Source organism: Gilliamella bombi, from assembly GCF_900103255.1.
Lineage (GTDB): Bacteria > Pseudomonadota > Gammaproteobacteria > Enterobacterales > Orbaceae > Gilliamella > Gilliamella bombi.
Genome location: NZ_FMWS01000014.1, coordinates 142,986 through 162,225, shown reverse-complemented (window position 1 = coordinate 162,225; position 19,240 = coordinate 142,986). Strand labels below are relative to the sequence as shown.

The following is a 19,240-nucleotide window of genomic DNA, read 5'->3' as shown; positions in this document are numbered from 1 at the left end:
ACAACACAACACAACACAACATTAATTTATTCTTTGTGTAAAAAAATATTATCAAGTAAATTCCTCAAAAATTCATTCTTTGTTTATAAAAATTGCCATAAATACATTATTTATTATCTTAGATTGATAAAAATACGAAAAATTCAGATGATAAATTTCATCTTTTTTATCTTTATGACATTATTGACCATTACTAATAGTTATGCTGCTTTATCTGCAAAGACAATAAAAACAATTGAAGGTTCAGCCCCTTATATCAAATTAAATGGCTCTGCTATTAATGGACTAGCTGATTTATTGAGTTTTCAAAAACCTGATATTTCCTCTAACTATGTAGTAATTCATCCATCAATAAATAAAGTAATTTATGCGCATAATGGGGATAAATTTAATCAATTTATTACAAAAGTTGTTGCTGATGGACAACCAGAACGTTTATCAAATATTGTGGGAGTAAGTTATGGTGATGATGATGGCGATTTCGCTCATTCAACTATGGGAATAACAGGTACATTAACTGCTACTTGGCGTTATCGACAGTCAGATGGTACGATAAGAACGTTATCTGCTGATGAATTAAAAAATAAATTAGATTCATGCCAAAGCCCATATCAATTGACGATTAGCGCTAATGGTGTTAAAGCGCAATCTCAATATGGTATACCATTTGAACATGCTTATGGTAGTCTTAGTAAAACGTATACAATAAAAGTTGATGATTTCAAAGTTTGCTATATAAAGCCTGCTAGTTTACAAATTTATGATGCTTCTGGCGTTAATAAAAACACTTGTACCAATACAACAAATTGCAAATTTATTGGTGGTTATAATCCTAGAGTTTTCTTCCCTAATGAAGGTTTTTCGGCTTTGGCTCCTACTAAATTCCCCACAACGGCTTTTGATCAAGCAAAATTTACTTTAAGAATGAGTAATGAACAAAGTGATTATATTTATACATCAAGTAATCCGAATTTAGTCTCAATAAGTAATGTAGCGGGAAGTGAAGGTGTTGTTACCTTTAATTCATCCGTTCATCCCAATTTACCTTTTAATGTAATTTTAACAGCAAGGACAAAACCCAATATAATAAGGCCTTCAAAAACATCTATTTATTCTTTTACCATTAAAAAATGGATACGAGCACTTCCTCCAACACAATATAAAACAGAGGAGTATTTAAATACTGGAAATGGTATTTTCCCTGCAGCTAATGCTTGTGCTGGACGTGATTTAGGGATGATTAGTGCAGAAGAAGCGGCAAGTTATTTTTATTCACCAATGGAACTCAGCAATGCTCCAAGTGCAGCAACAGCTATAACCGGGAATGGAACTGGATCATTTCCTGAATGGTATCATAATCGAGAAGCCCGATTATCTCGAGATATAGATGGGACGTTTTATGGTGAATGGGGGAATTTATATAAAGGTTATCCTAAGAATGGTTTTGATTTATCTCAAGGATGCACTTGGAGTAGTCAGGCGTATACAAATGAACTTATATTTGGCATTGATATCCAAAATGGTTATGTTGGTTATAATTTGCTTAAATATGATGGATGCACTCCTGTTTGTCGAAAATAGTATCGAGAAAAAGCTACTTTAGCATTGTATAAAAACAATAAAAATTATTAATATACAGAAAATAGCCACATTCGTATTTGTGGCTATTTTTAGTAATGGCTAATTATTCAATCCCTTGGCTACGCAAGTAATCTTCATAATTACCTGTGTAATCAATGACTTTTTCAGGTGTAATTTCAACAATGCGTGTTGCCAATGAACTAACAAATTCGCGATCGTGTGAAACAAAAAATAGCGTGCCTTGATAAAGCTCTAATGCCATATTGAGTGATTCGATAGATTCCATATCTAAATGGTTGGTTGGCTCGTCCATAACAATAATATTTGGGCGTTGCATCATCAATTTACCAAATAACATACGTCCTTTTTCACCACCTGATAGTACTTTGACTTGCTTTTTAATATCATCTTGTGAAAATAACAATCGGCCTAAAATACTACGTACGGCTTGCTCGTCATCGGTTGGCTGCTTCCATTGACTCATCCAGTCAAATACAGTTAAGTCGCCTTCAAATTCGTATTCGTGATCTTGTGCATAATAACCAATATTGGCATTTTCAGACCATTTTATATCGCCTTGCTCAGGAGTAAGCTCGCCCATTAGTGTATTTATTAATGTAGTTTTACCAATACCGTTAGTCCCTAAAATAGCGACTTTTTCGCCCACTTCGACCATTAGGTTTAAGTTTTTAAATAGTGGACCATTATCAAAACCTTTGGTCAGGTTTTCAACAACAAGCGCATTACGGAATAGTTTTTTATCTTGTTCAAAACGAATAAATGGGTTTTGACGACTAGAGGCCTTGACTTCTTCAAGTTTAATTTTTTCAATTTGTTTTGCGCGCGAAGTTGCTTGTTTTGATTTAGACGCATTGGCACTAAATCGACTAACAAAAGATTGTAGCTCACTGATTTGTGCTTTCTTTTTGGCATTGTCAGCTAATAAACGCTCTCTCGCTTGCGTTGATGCTGTCATATAATCATCATAGTTACCAGGGTAGATGCGAAGCTCACCATAATCCATGTCTGCCATATGCGTGCAGACCATGTTTAAAAAATGACGGTCATGCGAAATAATAATCATGGTGCTTTCGCGTTGATTTAAGGTGTCTTCAAGCCAACGGATAGTATCGATATCCAAGTTATTGGTCGGTTCGTCAAGCAATAAAATATCGGGATTTGAGAATAAGGCTTGGGCTAATAATACTCGTAATTTCCAGCCTGGTGCGATTTCGCTCATTAATCCATAATGTTGCTCAATTGGAATACCAACACCTAATAATAATTCACCCGCACGAGCTTCAGCGCTATAACCATCCATTTCGGCGTATTGGGTTTCCAAATCAGCAACTTTAAAGCCGTCTTCTTCACTCATTTCGGGAAGTGAATAGATGCGATCACGTTCTTGCTTGATCTGCCATAATTCGGTATGTCCCATAATTACGGTATCAAGTACGGTAAACTCTTCAAACGCAAATTGGTCTTGGCGTAATTTACCTAATCGTTCATGCGGATCTAAAGCAACATTACCAGATGTTGGCACTAAATCACCACCAATAATCTTCATAAAAGTTGATTTACCGCTACCATTGGCACCAATTAAACCATAACGATTACCATTACCGAATTTAACCGAGATATTTTCAAATAATGGCTTACTTCCAAATTGCATTGTGATGTTATTTGTACTTAACACTAGAATTTACTCTCTTTAACATGCGTTTCACTCATAAGTAATAATTAGCCTTTGAGTGAAGTCGCGGAAATATGAATTGGCGCATATTATGCCATAATTAATCATTTTTGAGGATCTTTGTTTTAGATAACGGCATTTAAGGAGGAGATATTTAATTATTAATATATTGTAAAACATATGAAAAATCAGTGATATTTACTCTTTATGATTAAAATAATTCCCTGAATTCTACAAGATGTTAACCGCTTATCATATTACTTTAAACAAAGTAAATCATTCCTAAAATTTATTTTTACTTTTTGATTTCAGGCTAATTGCGAATAAATATCATCACTTGATATTACCATAATAACTCATTGATTTCCCTTAAAACCTCTTGAGTGAAAAATTCATTTAAATCAATACGCTATCTGAGAAATTTTTATTGTAACATGCACTAATCTTTTAAACATCTGAAGTGATTGATTTGTCGTTGGAAACTATCGACAAATCAATCCCAACAAAATTTAAATTTTATACTCAAATACTTTTTATACTTAAACACATAGTTACCTGAAACTTTTTGACAACATTCTCAGGGTTTTCATCGCAGACAAAAGCGCCCTAATGAATCAATAATTATCTTTTTACACTCCTTAACAAATACCCTAATTTCAAATTTGAAAAAACCGTTTAACCTATTTATACTTTATATTGAGTATATAAAATTAAAATAAATATATATTGAAACAAAGGAATTAGAAGCATGTTAACATGTTGTTTAATAGCTAGCTATCACTTGAGTTTATTTTTTGGATTGAAAACAAGACGTAATTTATTGATGGTAAGCATTACCAATTCGCTAATGCCTTTTCATTTAGGATTAAATTCGAATTTTAATTTACTTATAAAATCTTCAAGGTTTTTATTATCTCATTTTTCCATCACACTATTATTTATTGTTATAAGTCTATTATTAACTGCCAATATCAATATAGCAAATGCGTTAAGTGCGACAACCAGTAATGTAATCAATGGTAGTGCACCATATCTAACCTTTGATGGTGGATTAACTAAGGCAGAAAATACCGAAGCATTACTTGCAATAACTTTAGCAGATGAAATGGAGATAAAAGCAAATGAAGATGTATCAAGCTTCATAAAGCCGATAGAGCTACCACAAAGTATAAAAAAGTTTAGTGATATAAAAACAGTGGTGCCACTCCCAACATCAGGGAATAGCTATTATCCAAGTTTTGATTTAAATAATTTAATTGGTACTCCATACAATTATTGGGGCGATGATGATGGCGATGGTGATATAAGTGCCACTGGAAGTATAACTGTAAAGTGGCAAGATAATATGGGTAACGATATAACAGCAAACGTAAAAGCAAACCCAACCGAATTATTAAGTACTTCATGTGCTGCAAATTATCAATTAACGATAAAAGCAACCTCAGGCGAATTATCAACACGGTATGGTTCACCTAAAAAAAGTACTTTTAATGCAATAGAGCACACTTATTATATTAAACCACATAAAAATAATATAACCCCTTGTTCTGTATTATATGCACAACCCAATTTGGCCCATGATGACACTGCTTATGGCGACTATTATAATGAAAATTCAAATGGTGAGACATGGGTTGCTTGGAAGGGGTACAAAGTATCGAGTGCATCAAATAATGGAAATTACGAAAATGACTCAAGCATAAAAGAAAATAACTTTCCAAGTACAGGATCGCATGGATTGTATTTTTATTTGTTATTTGAAGGTATAACGCCAGCCGAAGTATTAGCAGCCAATGGTAATCTAGTTAGTGCAGAAGAGGGGGGAAATGTCAGTTTAATATTAAGCACCGAAAATACGCCAAGATGGAGGCATGAGTATTATGGACCTAAACCATATGGGTATAGCGAGCCAGGTTTGAAGATAACGTTAAAAGGGCCGCGTTATAACTCAAATGATAAAAGTTTTAACCCTGTAACTTTTAAACTGTATGCTGATAGCAGTAAGAACAAATTATTATATGAATTCAGGCTAATGCGTTGGTATATAGCACAGCCTAATGTTGTGTATAATGGAACAGGAAATGGCACAGATGCTCAAACAGCTGTAAGGAATTATTGTCACAGTTTAGGAAGCGGTTATCGAATACCTGATATGAATGATTATACAAACACTAATAGGAGAGGTTGGTCAGGTGGGATACCTGGACGGAATAAATGGGCTGCTCTTCGTCAATTGAGTTACCAAACTGGAGGAAGATGGATAGGGGGAATATTGAATGAATGGGGATGTATAGTCAATGACTGGAATGCTGCAGGCTCTGGTGGTGCATCCAAATGCAATGGTTATACTGGAACCGATTGGGATAGCTATATGTATTGGAGTGCAGATGTGTCATTAAGTGGTGATTATAAAGGTAAAGGAATGTGGGTAATATCGAATGTTGGTGCACCTCGTGTTTTCGGGGATTTTTCCTATTCAACTTATCGCGCTGTCTGTGTTACACCATAAAAAGACATTAATGGCAAATCCTTTGCACAGGATAGTTGCTGGTGAAATCTGTTTATCTCTAGGATTTACTAGCATTGTTTACAGTAATTTGAAAAATTGCTGTAATGGATATACATAAAAAACAAAACTAACGCCTTATTACAGACAAGAGATATGGCGCTTATATCATAAACGGTCACTGATTTGGCTAAAAGCTTTATGGTCATTCGCCCAACCATTTAACGTATTAAAGAAAGCCCGATTGAAGCTTTTGCCTTTTTGACAAGTAAGTAGGAGACAAAGTCAAAATTGAAATTGACTCACAAACTCAAGCCATTGTTGATATGGTTGAACGAGTATTAGCCGCAAGAGAATGATAATATTAATCGAATTTGTGTCATATTTAAGCTAATTTGTGCTGATTATAGATTGAAAATTCCTTATGATGGCTTTTATTTAATAGTTAAAAGAGGTTAACATGCGTATTTTGTACAAAGCGAAAGCCATTATTTATAGTACATTATTATTGAGTACAAGTTGCAGTAATGCGGCACAATTACAATTAACTAGCACTGATCTTGTCGATAGCGGGTTTACTGCTCGGTTTATATCCAATCAATTTGGTTGTCAAGGCGAAAATATATCTCCGCAAATTTCATGGCAAAATCTACCCAAAGCGACAAAAAGTTTAGTATTAACTATGTATGATCCTGATGCACCAACGGGTTCTGGTTGGTGGCATTGGGTGATTGTTAATATTCCTGTACAAACGCCGTTTATTAAACAATCAGCAGGAAATAATCCCAATTTATTACCTAAAGGAAGTAGGTTAGTACGTAATGATTTTGGCGTGATAAATTACGGTGGTCCATGTCCTCCGCTAAATTCGACTCATCGATATCAATTTACACTTTATGCACTAGACATTGATCACATTGAGGTTGATGAACAAACCACACCAGCTCTAATTGGTTTTATTGCTAATTCGCATCAAATAGCGAAGGCAGATATGATTTACTCCTACTCACGTTGATATTGGTTAATAGGCTATTAGGATTATGGATTTTGCTTCAATTGGTCGAGTGACTTATATAACACAACGTTGTAATCAAACCCTAAAGCAGATTCAAAGCAATGATCCAATGATTGTCTATGTCATAAATGGCGAAAAACAGATTGAATGTGAGGGCGAATATTTTAAGGTAAAAACAGGTCAATTAGTCCTGATTCCAGCAGGTAATTTAATGAATATAAATAATTTTTATATTGATGATAAGGATTATCAAGCCATCTGTTATTCTTGGCATGCACAGTTAATAGACCAATTTGCTTTATCTCATCTTTATCAGAATAGTCAAATTCTTAAAAAAATTAAAGTTGAAACAATATTACCTGAAACTTTTATTACTCGATTGGTACAGATTAAAACAGAATTATTGACCCATAACCAATGCAATTCTAATCTTGTTAAACATTTATTTATTGAATTATTAATTAGATTATCTGCATTTGGTGTGTATTTTCCCCTGAATAATAACCCAAAAATTAGCCAAAAAATTCGCGAAATTATTAACCAGCAGCCAGACAAAAAGTGGCAGGCAGCAGAAATTGCTAAACAATTTGCTATGAGCGAATCAACTTTACGACGACATCTTGCTTTAGAAGGATATAATTTATCCAAAATTATCTTAGATATAAGAATGAATTTTGGTTTAATGCTGTTACAAACTACCCAAAAAACGATCCTACAAATTGCCCAAGAAGTGGGATATGAATCAGGCTCTCGTTTTGCTTTTTACTTTAAACAACGTTTTGGTTTTTCACCAAAGAGGCTACGTTAGTCAATTTTTTATCACTAACATTTAATTTTATTTATTAAATTTTTTTATGCGTGTTCATTACCGTGGTTTCTCAAATTACTGTATATAGCGACAATTGTTCTTACAGGTTGTCAATTATTTTCTCATAGTAATCAATTTTTATGATATAAAGTTTACAAGTGTTAAGCCAATTGATACGATCTGTATCTAGTTATTTTTTATATTCATCAATTATGCTTTATCTTATTTTTGTGACAATTATTTGGTCATTCTCATTTAGTTTTATTGCGGTTTATTTAAGTGGACAAGTCGATTCTTGGTTTGCTGTTGTAATGCGAGTGCTATTTGCCTTTATAACTTTTATTCCATTTTTACGTTTTAAAAATATTCGTTTTAAGCAGATGTTGCTTTTAATGGGAGTAGGGGCATGTCAATTAGGGATTATGTACTTTTTTTATTATAATTCTTTTCAATATATTTTGGTGCCTGAAGTTTTATTATTCACTATTTTTACACCAATCTATGTCACGGTTATTTATGATTTACTGCAACGTCATCCATTACGATTGAGTTACCTTTTTACGGCAATAATAGCCGTTATTGGTGCCGCTATTATTCGTTATGATCATATTAGTGCAAACTTTATTATTGGTTTTTTATTAATTCAAGGGGCTAATATTGTTTTTGCCTTAGGTCAAGTAGGGTATAAAAGGATTATGGAGGTTTATCCAATGCCTCAACATCAGGCTTTTGCTTGGGTTTATTTTGGAGCTGTGATTGTTGCCAGCTTTGGCTGGCTGCTGTTTGGTGATGCATCAAAATTACCAACAACTAATTTGCAATGGGGAATTATTATTTGGCTTGGAATAGTGGCTTCTGGTGTGTGTTACTTTTTATGGAATTTTGGCGCGACAAAAGTTGATTCGGGTACTTTAGCTATTATGAATAATGTGGTTATCCCAACAGGGATTTTAGTGAATGTGGTTATTTGGCATCAATCATTAGACTGGTTACGCTTTATATTAGGTAGTGTAGTTATTGTGTTGGCACTATTGCTACACTACAAAATTAAAAATCGATCATTGAGTTAAGCACAATAAGCAGTTAAGGTAAATGTGTCATAATCGATAAAATTAGCGGCGTTGTAATAGAAGACAGCGTCGTTGATATTAGTAAGCTTGAAGCAATAGGTCCTTGTAACACTTCAAACTGTCTTGCCATCATATAACAATTTATTGCAATTGAAACCGAACTAAGTAATACCACTACCTGTAATTCCAAAGTTGGTAAACCTAATAGTTTACCCATAATGTAAGTAACAATTGGCAATGCAGCTAATTTTAAAATACAGATAGAGGTCGTAATAAGTAATTTGTCGCGAATTTTATATTCAGCCAGTCCCATACCTAGCACAATTAATGAAAGTGGTGCAGTCATATCGCTGACCATTTTTGTTGACTGATTGATAAATTTGGGCATAGGTAATCCAATATAATTTACGACAATCCCAGTGAAAATACCTATAATAATAGGATTTTTTGATACGTTTTTTAATGCTTTGATAAAGCTCCGTCCAGAAAATTTACCCATTTGAACAAATTCAATTGATACGGTAGCAAGTGTCCATAAAATCAGTGCGTTAAATATAACAATAATGGCTACAATGGGGATTGCTTTCTCGCCAAGTAGCATTTTGATGATGGGAATGCCAACAAAGACGGTATTAGTATAGATACCACCCATAGCAAAAAGTGTACTTTCTGAACCTGTTAATTTAAATAATTTTGATGCAACCAAACAACCAAACGCAAAGACGATAAATGATCCACCAAAAAAGACAAATAACACTTTTATATCGATTTGCGACTGTTCAGAAAAATGACTCATAATCTGAAACAGCATTATGGGGAATGCGATATAAAAAGTAAATTTAGTTAAGCTATCGGTTACTGTTTTTTGCCAACGACCAATTTTAACAGCTAAATATCCTAATAAAATTAAGATAAATAAAGGCAAAGTAGATAAAAACTGTGCCCATAATGTAGTAAGAAATTCCATCATTATTATTTTATTGATGATTGCGTATAAAGTACCATTCTAAGTCAGTTGATCGTTTCGAATCAAATTGATAGCCTTCTAGATTAAAACTTTTAATATCGTCACTCTTTTCAATGCAATTTTTTATAATGTATCGGCTCATTAGTCCGCGTGCTTTTTTTGCATAAAAACTGATAACTTTATAGGTATCTTTGCTTTGATCTAAAAAAATAGGCTGAATTATAGTTGCATTTAATTGTTTTGGTTTGATCGCTTTGAAATATTCGTTTGAGGCTAAATTGATTAATGTGCGATGTGATGTTTTGGCTAGTTCACTATTAAGGTGTTGAGTTAATTTATCGCCCCAAAATTGATAAAGATTAGTGTTACTACCATTTTTTAAGCGGATCCCCATTTCTAACCGATAAGGTTGAATTAGGTCAAGTGGTCTTAAAATACCGTAAAGACCTGATAATATTCTTAAATGGGATTGTGCAAACTTTAGATTTTTATCAGTAAAATCTTCAACATGTAATCCTTCATAAACATCACCTTTAAAAGCAAGTATAGCTTGTCTTGCATTTTCAAGATTAAAATCACTATGCCAATCTTTAAATCGCTCATAATTAAGTTCGGCTAATTTTTTGCTAATAGACATTAAGTTAGCTAAATTCTCAACACTTAGTTTTTTGCAATCTTGAATAAGTTTTTTAGTTGAGTCAATAAATTGAGGAAGTGTGTAATTTTGGGTTAATAATGGAGATTGGTAATCCAAAGTTTTCGCCGGAGAAATAATTGTTATCATACGTATTTAGCCTATTGTGTTTTGCAGTAAATAGGTTTATTTTACCTCTAATTCAACTCAAAGGAGTAGCAAAATGAACATCGATAAAAAAGAAATACATGATATTAAATCTTGGGCTTCTGTTCGTGAAACCTCGATTGAAATTGCTGAGGCTATTTTTGAGCTAGCTAACCATGATGAAAAACTTGCCGAACAAATTTGGTCAGAAGGTAGTGATGAAGTGTTGAAAATTGCGTTTTCTAAAACCAAAGCGGATAAGTTGTTCTGGGGTGAACAGACTATTGAACGTAAAAATGTTTAAATCTTTATGAATTTGACTTTTTTAGGGACAAGTGCTGGTTCCCCAACATTACAACGTAATGTGAGCAGTATTTTATTGGATCTTAGGCAAGAGCGGGGTAAGTTCTGGCTTTTTGATTGTGGTGAGGCAACTCAGATGCAAATGCAAAAAGCCAAGTTTAGTCTTGCTAAACTTGAGATCATTTTTTTAACACATCTACATGGCGATCATCTGTTTGGACTACCAGGTGTTTTAACTTCCCGTTCCTTGATGCAGAATCAATCTCCTTTAACATTGATCGCTCCGAAAGGAATTAAAATCCTTATCGAAACTGTTATTGAAATTAGTTATTCTTGGTTAACCTATCCTCTTAACATCATTGAGCTTGAAGAAAATTGTACCGTTTTTGAAGATAATCAGTTTCAAGTAGAAGCAAAATTATTACAACATCGTGTGCCGTGTTTTGGTTATCGTATTATCGAAAAAGATCTACCTGCTCAGCTTAATATCGATAAATTAAAGCAAGATAATATTCAGGCTGGTCCTTTTTATAACGATCTTAAAAATGGTAAAACAATTACACTTGATGATGGGCGAATAATTAATGGCACAGATTACTTAGGTCAAATTAAAAAAGGCCGAAAGTTAGCAATTTTAGGTGATACTATTCCTTGCCAAACCTCAATTGATCTTGCTAATGATGTTGATTTGCTTGTTCATGAAGCAACCCAAGAACATGCTTTAGTTGATAAGGCTATTGAACGTGGTCATTCCACCACTATACATGCGGCAACGATTGCCAAACAAGCTAATGCCAAAAGACTTATAATGACTCATATAAGCCCAAGATATAATTTGAATAACAATAAAAAGTTAGTTAATGAAGCAAAAAGTGTTTTTGCAAATACTGAAATCGCTACCGATTTTGCAACTTTTTCCATTTAGTTAGATTTATTTTATAAGATTTCGCCGATGTTATTTTATCGGCGAATAAAAAACAGATTAAAGACAAAAATCCTTAATTAGTTGTTCTATTGCTATTTTAGTTGGTTTTAAAAAGTCCATTGAAATAAACTCATCGGGCTGGTGTGCTTGTTCAATTGAACCAGGTCCTAATACAATCGTTGGTGAAATTTGGTTTAGGTAGGGGGCTTCTGTGCTGTAGTTGACTGTCTGCGCACTATGACCGACTAATTTTTCAATGTGTTGTAATGCTGGATGATCTTTTTTACACTCATAGCCCGGAATTGGGGCAACTTCGTATTCTATAGCAATTCGATTTGGATATTTATCCATAACGGGTTGCAGTGCTTCACAAAGCGCATGATAAAGTGAATCAACATCGTTATCGGGCAATACACGAATATCAATCACTAGCTCACAACAACCGCAAATACGGTTGGCCGCATCCCCCCCGTGAATAACACCTAAATTTAGAGTAGGGTAAGGAACGCTAAACCCGTCATTATGATATTGTTCTTTAAATTTTTGTTTTAGTACTAACAAGCGTTCAATGACTAAATTCATCACTTCGATAGCGTTAATACCTTTATCGGGATCGCTAGAATGCCCTGATTTACCAATGACTTTAATGGAATTAGAGATAAATCCTTTATGTGCTCTGATGGGGATTAACGATGTTGGTTCGCCAATAATAGTACAGTCGGGTTGTAATTTAGTATTCTTCGCAAAAAATGCGGCACCAGCCATTGAAGTTTCTTCATCGGCGGTGGCAAGGATATAAATGGGTTTAGTTAACTTTTTAAGATCAATATCACGCAGCGCATCTAAAATAAAGGCAAAAAAGCCTTTCATATCAGCGGTGCCAAGTCCATATAACTTATTATTTTCTTCCGTTAATTTAAAGGGATCTTTACTCCATTGCCCATCATCAAACGGAACAGTGTCACTGTGTCCACTTAGCAATAAACCACCTTGGGTTTTATTTTCGGTATTTGAATAAGTAGCTAACATATTATATTTATGACGAGTATTAGGAACAGGTTGGATATCAATAGCAAAACCTAAATCTTCAAACCAACAGGCTAACTTGTCGATGAGTGCTTTGTTAGAATAATCTAATTTCTTGTTAGTAACGTTACTAATTGTTGGTATTGAAATTAGTTCGTTATATATTGTTAAAAAAGACGGTAGGGCCATAAAAATTACCTTTAAATGTTAAACGAAAATATATTATTTTATAATGCTATAAGCATAGCATTTACCTTTTCATTTGCCTATCAATAACCTTATTGTTTCATTTTCTGTTTTATATTAAGCATAAAATTAATTTAATCGTTTGAATATTAAAAGCAAGGTTTAGAATACGTTTTTTATTATTATCGTTATCTTTGATAAAAACGGGCTATAAGCCCGTTTCAGTGATTGATTAACTGTAAAAACAACTATTGTTGTGGGATGATTCTTATCTTTTGCCCACCTTTTGATACGGCTTGAATATCACGATCATACATTGCTTCACCAAATGCAGGTGGAATGCTATAGATTCCTACATTAGTTGCTTTTATTTGATAGGTGAATTCTTGTATTTTATTATTATAAGTTGAACCATAAATAATAACACGATCTTCACGTACATCTGTATATTCAGGATACCAAGTGTATTTTCCTGTTTTTATACTAATTGGTGAAATCCAGCCATAATTTTCATCATAATCATCTTCTTCATAGTCATCATATTCTTCATTATCTTGAATATATTCGTCATAATCTTTTTCCTGAGAATTTATTGGTTGTTGTACTACTTCAAAACCACCTGGTAGTAAATCAACAATGGCAATATTAGTTGCACCTTCATCTGCTAGTGCTCGGATTCTAACTGTTACGTTAATTTTATCGCCAAGTTTGACTTGTTCAACAGGTTTGCCATCAAGATCAGTAAATTCACGATATACTTCAAGCCCCCTTTTAATTGGCTCTTTAGGGATATCTTTGTCATAACCTTGTTCAGACAGCATATACCAAACAGGTAAGCTTGATTTATTAGTTATGCTTAATTGTGCATCTTGATCATTAAACTTGCCTTTAGCTAAAATTCCACTTAAATTTGCAATAATTCTTTGTTTTTCTGCATCCTTTGATATTGCATTAATTTCAAGAGTATCTTTAGATAAATTTGATTGTTCAATGCTCTGCGAATAACTACTTAAAGCCAATATTGTCATTGCTGCTGATTGAGTAGTATATTTTTGTTTATTTAGCATGATAACCATATTTTCTAATGCTTGTGCAGGAATATCTTTTGCTTTTTCAGGAAAATGTTTGCTAATTAAATAGATTTTTCCTGCATTAACGACCAGTGGATCATAATAGTTGTTTAGCCACCAAGCACGATCATATGCAGCTTCTAATTGTTGCCAAACAGGTTTGATTAATTTATTTGCTTCTTTATCCATCTTTAACATTTTATATGATGAAGCTAAATACATTGCTGTTATATCTTTTTTCCATGAATCATCTTTTCGATTAAGATTGCTAATGGTAGAGGCTAAATAGCTTGTTGTAACTTGATTTTGCCTTGTTAATAAATAGATAGCATAAGCACGTACTCTTAAACCATAAGTACTAGTATCACTAGATTCAGCAATTGTTTGCAAATATTTATTAGCATTATCAAGCATTTTTTGGGGAACTTGATAGCCCATTTCTTTTGCTTCAAGCATAAAGTTTACTGCATATAATGTAATAAATGGATCAACATTATAAGTTGAGTACCATAAACCAATTGCACCTTCACTATTTTGGCGAGATTGCAGCACTTGGAATAATTCTGATAATGGAGCTATTCCTTCTTTTGAGGCCAGATCAAATTCCTTATATTTACTAGCGATCAAAATAGGAATCGCGCGACTAACAATCTGTTCAGAGCAATAATGAGGGTAATCCTGCAAATAGGTACTTAGGCCTTTACTTAGTATGAATGGTGAATAAGCTGCAGCAGCTTCACGTTTACTTAAATTATTATACATGTCTCTAAAATCAGTAAACGTTTGTTTATGATCTGCCATTCTTCCCATTCTTGTGATTAATCTGTATTCAGTTAATGGCCGTATTGAAAGGCTAATATCACGAGTAATTGTTATATCATTATAGTTGGCGGAAAAGTGAAGATCGCCATTACCAAGCTGCTCTGTTGCTTTAAAGTTAAATTTTAAAACCCCATCTTTGCCATTAGCCAATTCGATGGTTTTTTTATTATCACTCGTGATTGATAGATTAGGAGTGGTTGAAACTTTAACATTAATAGGAATTACTTTATCACCAATATTTTCAATAAGATTAGTTACGTTTAGTGAAACTTCAAACTCATCATTTGGTGCAGCAAAATATGGGACATTAGGTTGTAAAACAATATCATTATGTACTGTTGTTGACATTTGAGTATGTCCCATTGTTTTGTCACCAACTGATACTGCCATGATACGAATTTTGCCATTAAAATAATCAGGCACTTTATATTCAATGGTTTTATCGCCATCGACATCGATAATACCTGACCAATAAGCTACTGGTTCATCTATTTTCCGTTTAAATGGATTTAAATGATTTGATAAGACATCATCATTATCACCATCACCACCAGGTGCTGAAGCTGTTATTAAATGTCGAAATTCTGGCAATATAAGATCTAAAATTTGCGACGTTCTTACAGATAGTGCTTTTTTGCGTAAGAAGCTATTTAATGGATCTTTCAGTTTATAATTTGAGACTTGCAAAATTCCTTCGTCTACGGCAAATACAACTGCTTTTTGTGGCGTATTTGTGTGTATTGTAATTGGTAGCGTATCTCCTGGTTTTATCAGTGATGGTGCTTGTAATACGATTTTATCGTTAAATTGATCATTTGAAATTTTGAAAGGTATAACACCGTAACTAAGTGGACTCATAAAAATTTCATCTGAATTTGGATCACGAATAAATTGGACATTAATATAACCATTACCACCAATGTCTTTTGGTAGGGTTATTTTTTGTATTGAGCTTGTTGTATCTGTGTGGAACCACTTCCAAGCATACACTTTGTCGCGCTCAATAGTAATAATACCACTACCTACATAAGGAGCTGTTATTGAGACTTCTATTTCATCACCTGGGTTATATTGTGCGTCTTTAATTTTTAATGAAAGCTCCGCATTACGGTCTAAATTACGAGTAACATTCGCTTTACCTACAATAGAGTATTTACCTTGGTAAAGTAATTTGTCATCATTATTTTTGATTTGAATAATATAATTACCAGGATTTTTACTATCTAATTGATACCTAGTTTTATCTTGATTAATCTTAAATGGTTGTTCAGATAGAACCGATTCTTTACGGCGTGATTCATATTTATAAACTCCTGAAGATTGTCTAACTAATACCGATAGATATTTTTCTTCAATTAAAACAAGTTTTAGATCAGATAACTCTATTTTTTCTAAAGTCGGATTTATCGCTATAAAATCAATATGACGAACTGAATCCCTGTTAATATATCTTAAATTGCCATCCGCTTTAGCTCCGACTAAATAATCATTTGGTGAAATAAAGGTGCTTGCAGTTGTCGCAACGCTTCGTCCACTATCAGGCTCAAAAACATCGGTTAACATTCTTAGCGTGTAGTTTCCTTCAAAGCTTTGTATATTGTCATTGAGATTGAGTTTTACTATACCGTTTTCATCTGTTGTTTTTTCATCTAATTCAACTTTAAAACTATTTCTTTCACCAGAAATATTTTGGTAGAAATAGTAATCTTCATATTTTTTGAAATAAGGTGTTGATGGTTCAAGAATTAATGTATTTGTGACTCGACGATTAGTTGCATCAGTACCGATTAGGTTTTTGGCTTTAATCTCAGCTTGGATATTTTCAGGTTTTAACCAACCATCTTTTATTTCTGGCAACAACTTAAGAGAAACAGCAGTTTTATCTGGTTCAAATTCACGAACTACAACCGAACTTGAGCCTAATAGGATTCGCGATTCTTCATCATCATTTTTTAAATATAAATTAATATACCAATCGCCAGTAGGGGATTCATAGTTAGTTTTATAGCTAAGTTCATTAAAACCTGATTTATTTAGTACAATCGATTTTTTGAGTGCTAGATTGGATTTTGGATCGTAAATTTCTGCTTCTACGGTGATACCTTCTAAGGAATTAGTCCATTTTTGAGCTCTAACTATGGTACCTATATGGAATGTGTCGCCAGGGCGATAAACACCTCGATCTGAAAAGATGTGAGATCGTAACGCCCCACCTTCAAGGGTTTCTCGAATGCCACCAATATCAAAACGAGATAGATTTAAATTTCTTTCATAACTTTTGATTGGTAAAAATGATAGGTCACGGTCTTTTTCAACAACATATAAAAGAGGCTTGATGCCTTGATAATATTCAGACAATGGTGCAAAACGAACATGACCATTATCATCTGTATTTTTAGACGTAATAGCAATCCCATTCATGCCTAGAACTGAAACTTTAGCACCGCTAACGGGTTCGCCTGAACTTATTGATTGAATAAAGAGATCATTGGATTGATCAAGTGACTTCTTGGCGATAATTCCTAAATCAGTAACGACAATAAAGCGTGAAGCCATGAACTCATATTTAGTATCTTTTTTATCTTTTCCATAAAGTCTTAACAAAAAGACACCACGATTCTTATTCCCATTTGTGTTAGCAGTTAAGTAACGAGTTAAATCAACATTTGTGTATTTAACTTCTTCAGGAGCACCTGTAACGTCTTTAGTTATGCTGTATTTTTCAATAAAATGATCATTATCCAATTCGCCAAAATTCATATCGCTAAATTCGTAACTTTGATTAAAAGCTACTAAATGTTGAAGCTGTGAAGGGATAACGCGATCTATTTCTAACTTCATCTGCTCTATATTGCGCGATACTATAGGTAGTTTTTTCTCGCCAGATAAAGATAATAAAGAACCTGATGCGGCAAAATCAAGATAAGTTGGGTAACTAGGAACTGTTAATATTGTCTGATAATCTTGTTTTAAAAAATACCCCTCTTGAGAAGATAAAGGTTGATTAACTTCAATATATAACTCAGAATTTTGTTCTGTGTTAAATTCAAAACTAATTTGGTTTTGATAAGCAAGTTCAGTATCAATTGGTTTTATTGATAGAGGCGTTGCTTTTTTAAGTATTTCTGATGTTATGTTGAGTTTTGTTTCATAACTACTAGAATATCTGCTGTAATATCGTTCTTTATATGGACTTTCTGGATTTTTAGGTAATTTCCAAACTTTAACTGATTTCGATAAATCATCAGATTTAACCGCATGACTTAATGATAAAACTAATACTTGTTGTATCTTTTCATTACTTTTTTCAACCAATGTAAGCTCAGATTTAGTAATGTTTAGATGATATTTATCAGGCACATCTACTGTGTTAGATATATATAAATCTGATGGATTCCCTCCTAAAGTTGAAGTAAATTTATTATTAATTGCTATTAATAAAAAACCCTTTTTATCAAGCAAAGGAATTTGTTCACTTTTTACGTAGGCAATTTTGTCGTTATCACCATAAGTAACTGTAAAACCTATCTTCTTTAGAAATACATCACCTTTATAAAGCGATAAAATAATATTTTCCTCAAAACTTTTTCTATCAACAGGATGACTAAATTGAATTGTATTTATAATATTCCTCATATCGGGTTCGGTAGGATTTATATAAACTTCTCCATAATTTTTGAAATCATACTTGAAGCTAGGAGTAGTAAAGGTAAATGTTTTATTAGTTCTTATTAGTTCACAATTTTCAGCGAATAATTTTGAGGGATCTAATACTACAGTATAATTAGTTCCAAGTGGCCATGTTTTATCTTTTGGCATGAACTTTATTGTTGAACCATCCGACCATGTCCATTTGCCTTCAATTTTTGGTAAAATGTTAACACCTTCGGTTATTTCGCCTTTACCGATTAGATCTAATGGTGCTGGTGAATGGCTAGGGCCGGTAAATTTGATCGATAATATATCATTACTTGTATCTGGTGAATGTAAATAAGTTCCATAACGATTTATCGTTATAGGAGCAGGTTCAATCGTTATAGGAGCAGATTCAATCGGTTTTGGGCGGTTTAAATACCAATGATAGGCATAATTTCCCGAAAAATAAGCAATAAATCCTAAAATAATACTTGCGCTAATTATAGTTTTTATTTTTTTTAATACAGAACCTGTCGCATAGTAAAATCTTTTTGCATCAGGTAACCAACTTGGTGTTGACCATTTAATATCGCCAATAATTGGGCTAAATAGCCAAAAAATTCCTTTTATTAAAATAAATAAAAAAATAAGAAAGGTACTAATTATTTCCCAAGCCTTTTGCAGTATATTAAAAGGTAACAGCAAAATAAATTTGAATAACCCCATTGTTTATTTCCTATTTCTAAAAAAAATTAATGATTTATATAAAATAATTATATTTAAACACATAGTTACCTGAAAGTTTTTGACAACACTTTTTTTGTCTTTTAGTGATAGATGTTAGTCAATTA

Annotated in this window: 12 protein-coding genes and 1 pseudogene; 8 read left to right on the top strand and 5 right to left on the bottom strand. The window is 33.1% G+C overall.

What is annotated here, in order from left to right; genetic code table 11:
- Nucleotides 1-147: 147 nt before the first annotated feature.
- Entirely contained in the window at nucleotides 148-1,581 is a 1,434-nt protein-coding gene (locus B9N71_RS03285) for a hypothetical protein (RefSeq protein ID WP_143422004.1), read from the top strand.
- Nucleotides 1,582-1,684: 103 nt separating this feature from the next.
- Here B9N71_RS03285 and B9N71_RS03280 read toward each other — a convergent pair whose 3' ends face one another.
- The gene (locus tag B9N71_RS03280; RefSeq protein ID WP_085164086.1) at nucleotides 1,685-3,277 is read right to left on the bottom strand and encodes an ABC-F family ATPase; all 1,593 of its coding nucleotides are present in this window, start codon (nucleotides 3,275-3,277) and stop codon (nucleotides 1,685-1,687) included.
- Between the two features lie 745 nt (nucleotides 3,278-4,022).
- Between B9N71_RS03280 and B9N71_RS03275 the strand changes: the two genes are divergently transcribed.
- From B9N71_RS03275 to B9N71_RS03260, 5 genes and pseudogenes are all read left to right on the top strand, one after another.
- On the top strand, nucleotides 4,023-5,783 hold the full coding sequence (locus tag B9N71_RS03275) for a hypothetical protein (RefSeq protein ID WP_085164085.1): 1,761 nt from the start codon (nucleotides 4,023-4,025) through the stop codon (nucleotides 5,781-5,783).
- Nucleotides 5,784-6,052: 269 nt separating this feature from the next.
- Nucleotides 6,053-6,139: pseudogene (locus tag B9N71_RS13475) on the top strand (riboflavin synthase); the annotation flags it as partial.
- A gap of 101 nt (nucleotides 6,140-6,240) precedes the next feature.
- On the top strand, nucleotides 6,241-6,795 hold the full coding sequence (locus B9N71_RS03270; protein ID WP_065589802.1) for a YbhB/YbcL family Raf kinase inhibitor-like protein: 555 nt from the start codon (nucleotides 6,241-6,243) through the stop codon (nucleotides 6,793-6,795).
- Between the two features lie 25 nt (nucleotides 6,796-6,820).
- Entirely contained in the window at nucleotides 6,821-7,603 is a 783-nt protein-coding gene (locus tag B9N71_RS03265; protein ID WP_085164084.1) for an AraC family transcriptional regulator, read from the top strand.
- Nucleotides 7,604-7,815: 212 nt separating this feature from the next.
- Entirely contained in the window at nucleotides 7,816-8,673 is an 858-nt protein-coding gene (locus B9N71_RS03260; RefSeq protein WP_085164099.1) for a carboxylate/amino acid/amine transporter, read from the top strand.
- Between the two features lie 13 nt (nucleotides 8,674-8,686).
- On the opposite strand, the gene B9N71_RS03255 is transcribed toward B9N71_RS03260, so the two are convergent.
- Nucleotides 8,687-9,643, bottom strand: a complete 957-nt coding sequence (locus tag B9N71_RS03255; protein WP_034910537.1) for an AEC family transporter — start codon at nucleotides 9,641-9,643, stop codon at nucleotides 8,687-8,689.
- Nucleotides 9,644-9,650: 7 nt separating this feature from the next.
- Nucleotides 9,651-10,424 (bottom strand): peroxide stress protein YaaA, encoded by a 774-nt coding sequence (gene yaaA, locus B9N71_RS03250; RefSeq protein ID WP_085164083.1) that lies wholly within the window; start codon nucleotides 10,422-10,424, stop codon nucleotides 9,651-9,653.
- 73 nt (nucleotides 10,425-10,497) lie between these two features.
- On the opposite strand from yaaA, the gene B9N71_RS03245 reads away from it, so the two are divergent.
- Complete coding sequence (locus B9N71_RS03245; protein WP_034910542.1) at nucleotides 10,498-10,725, top strand: YccJ family protein; 228 nt, start codon at nucleotides 10,498-10,500, stop codon at nucleotides 10,723-10,725.
- Between the two features lie 6 nt (nucleotides 10,726-10,731).
- Nucleotides 10,732-11,649 carry a ribonuclease Z gene (gene rnz / locus B9N71_RS03240; protein ID WP_085164082.1) on the top strand — a complete coding sequence of 306 codons (918 nt, stop codon included), beginning with the start codon at nucleotides 10,732-10,734 and terminating at the stop codon, nucleotides 11,647-11,649.
- A 57-nt stretch (nucleotides 11,650-11,706) separates the two neighbouring features.
- Here the strand turns inward: rnz and argE are convergent, their stop codons facing one another.
- Nucleotides 11,707-12,870: an acetylornithine deacetylase gene (gene argE / locus B9N71_RS03235; protein WP_208610420.1), complete on the bottom strand. Its 1,164-nt coding sequence runs from the start codon at nucleotides 12,868-12,870 to the stop codon at nucleotides 11,707-11,709.
- A gap of 239 nt (nucleotides 12,871-13,109) precedes the next feature.
- The gene (locus tag B9N71_RS03230; protein WP_085164080.1) at nucleotides 13,110-19,115 is read right to left on the bottom strand and encodes an alpha-2-macroglobulin family protein; all 6,006 of its coding nucleotides are present in this window, start codon (nucleotides 19,113-19,115) and stop codon (nucleotides 13,110-13,112) included.
- Between the last annotated feature and the right edge of the window lie 125 nt (nucleotides 19,116-19,240).